2 protein-coding genes are annotated in these 2,821 nt (G+C 35.2%); one reads left to right on the plus strand and one right to left on the minus strand.

Annotation, left to right across the window (positions count from 1 at the left end; genetic code table 11):
• Positions 1-299, minus strand: a 299-nt coding sequence (locus CK510_RS28840; protein WP_211293340.1) for a CHASE2 domain-containing protein, incomplete at its 3' end; no start/stop codon positions are given.
• On the opposite strand from CK510_RS28840, the gene CK510_RS33090 reads away from it, so the two are divergent.
• The coding region (locus CK510_RS33090) for a CHASE2 domain-containing protein (protein ID WP_245912489.1) at positions 271-2,821 on the plus strand (2,551 nt) is incomplete at its 3' end. The genes CK510_RS28840 and CK510_RS33090 overlap by 29 nt on opposite strands.

Below are 2,821 nucleotides of genomic sequence, written 5' to 3' on the forward strand. Positions count from 1 at the left end.
AAGGATAATAAATAGCGTCTGACCTTGCCATCAGCATCAAGCACAAGGTCGCAAGCTGCAATTTGATTGCGATCGCTTAAAATTGCCGGAGGTTCGACTACAGGACTACTGAGGTTCTTTAATGCTTTATGAATGCCGATGAGATTAGGTGTTGAACCATAAATTTTGAGTAATTCTTGATGTCCAGGTTCAACAGGTAAATTGCGATACAAGTCTAATCCAATTACCCGTGGCTGTTTTTGTTTAATTTTGTTGAGTAACGTTACCAGTGTGGCATCGGAAATCGGCCAGCGTCCCAAACGCGACAAATCAGGTTCATCAATAGTTACAATTTTAACCCTGGGAGCAAAGCTAGCGCTAACTTATTTAGAAGCTAAGAATATTCAACCCCAACATGAGGGAAAAGACGGAATTCTCAAACTTGGAAAAGCTACGTTTGTACCTTTACAGGATAGTGAAGGTGGTTATGTACGTGCTGATGTGGGTGGATATCAGATTTTGGCGAATTTTCGTAAATCTCAACAAGGGGTGACAAAAATCTCAATTTCTGACTTGCTAGCAGATCGGGTTCCCGCCAATTTGTTGAAAGGTAAAATAGTTTTAATTGGTTCGACTGCTGAAAGTATTAGCGAAAGATTTTATACCCCTTATAGCAGTAGTGTCCATAGTGCCTGGTCTGGTTTAGAACTCCATGCGGACTTAACCAATCAGATTTTGAGTGCAGCTTTAGATAACAGACAGCTTTTGCGGGGAATGCCTGATAAATTAGGGTGGTTATGGATTTTACATTGGTCGATTGTGGGTGCAATATTAGGATGGGAAATAAAATCGCGACGATTGCGGATAACGTCAGATTCCCAATTCAAATGGAAGGTGATACTATTTGCGATCGCATCTGCAAGTCTTGTTAGTAGCGCTTATCTATTATTTTTGGTTGGTTGGTGGGTTCCTGTTGCATCCCCGATGTTGGGATTGGTGAGTGCAGCATTAGTCAGTCGAATTTATTTGCTGTGGCAAAGATTGCAACTCTCATACAAAGCTTTAGCAAACTATACCCAAACCCTAGAGATGAAAGTATGCGATCGTACTCAAGAGTTGATGGAAAAAAATTTGGCATTAGAAAAAGCCAAGCAGCAAGCAGAATCGGCAAATGTGGCTAAAAGTACTTTTTTGGCAAATATTAGTCACGAATTACGAACCCCACTAAATGCCATTCTTGGTTTTAGCCAAATTCTCTCCCATGACAAAGATTTAAGAAGGGAACAACAACAGCAGATTGAAATTATTAATCGGAGTGGAAAAAATTTACTTGAACTAATTAATGATGTTTTATCAATGTCCAAAATAGAAGCAGGTAAAACAGTATTAGTCGAAAAAACCTTTGATTTATATATACTGTTGGATTCAATCCAACAAATGTTACAATTACGAGCAAAAACAAAAGGTTTGGAATTTAAATTTGAGTTAGTCGGGAATATTCCCCAGTATATTTATAGTGATGAAGGGAAACTTCGCCAAGTTTTGATTAATTTATTAACTAATGCAATTAAATTTACTGAACGAGGTAGTGTAACGTTACGTGTACAACTACAAATAGAGGCAAAAAAAAATCAAATTCAACAACCTAATTCTGATTTTACCCATCCCAAAATTATCAATAACGTTGCAACTCATCAAACTATAAATGATTCCTTATTCTCGATAAATATTGAGACATTACAACATGAAATAGTAAATTATCAAAATAATTATTTATCTTGGGCTAAAAGTCAGCAGCAACTTATCATTCAAGGAATAAGGCTTCTAAAAAATCAGAATATCTTATCACCAGAAAAAAGTGAAAAGTTAATATTTCATAATGCAGCATCATTACTGGAGCAAGAATATTCCCATGAAAGGAATTACACCAGTCATTTACTAGATGAATATTCTCAAGTAAATAGTAATAATGATACTTTTGAGTCAGAAATTTCAGATTATCTTATCTTTGAAATTGCCGACACTGGTTTAGGTATTTTACCTGAAGACATTGATACCCTATTTAATCCTTTCATACAAACAGATATTGGTCGTAAATCAACAGAGGGAACTGGTCTAGGTTTAGCAATTAGTCGTGAATATGTCAAATTATTGGGTGGAGATATTAAGGTTGAAAGTCTTCCTAATCAAGGTTCTAATTTTAGTTTTAATATCAAATATCGTCTTGCTACTGCTAGTGAGTCAGAAATTAAAGTTAGACATAAAACAGTTATTGGTCTTACAATAAAACAACATAAATATCGAATTCTAATTGCCGAAGATATCGTTGAAAATTGCCTTTTACTAATTAAATTAATTGAACCATTGGGGTTTGAAATTCAACAAGCAAATAATGGTCGTGAAGCTGTAAAAATTTGGGAAAATTGGCATCCACATCTTATCTTAATGGATATTCGGATGCCCGATGTAGATGGCTATCAAGCAACTAAAATTATTAGAGAATTAGAAAAAGAATTAAAGCAGGAAAATTCGGATTTGCCCTCAACTGTAATTATTGCTTTAACTGCTAGTACCTTTGATGAACAGAAAAAGAATATCTTTCAAGCTGGTTGTGATGACTTTATTGGGAAACCATTTCCGGAAGAACAATTTTATGAAACAATTGCTCGCTATTTAGAAGTTAATTATAAATACGAAATAGAACCGAAATTAGTTACAAATAAAAAAGAAATAGCTGTACCATTAAAACTCACAACTGATTTGCTCAGTGTCATGCCCTTAGAGTGGATTGAACGACTACATTTTGCATCTCTGAGTTTAAACGACCAGTTAGCTATAGAAT

The sequence above is a fragment of the Brunnivagina elsteri CCALA 953 genome (genome assembly GCF_002289455.1).
GTDB classification, from domain to species: Bacteria; Cyanobacteriota; Cyanobacteriia; order Cyanobacteriales; family Nostocaceae; genus Brunnivagina; species Brunnivagina elsteri.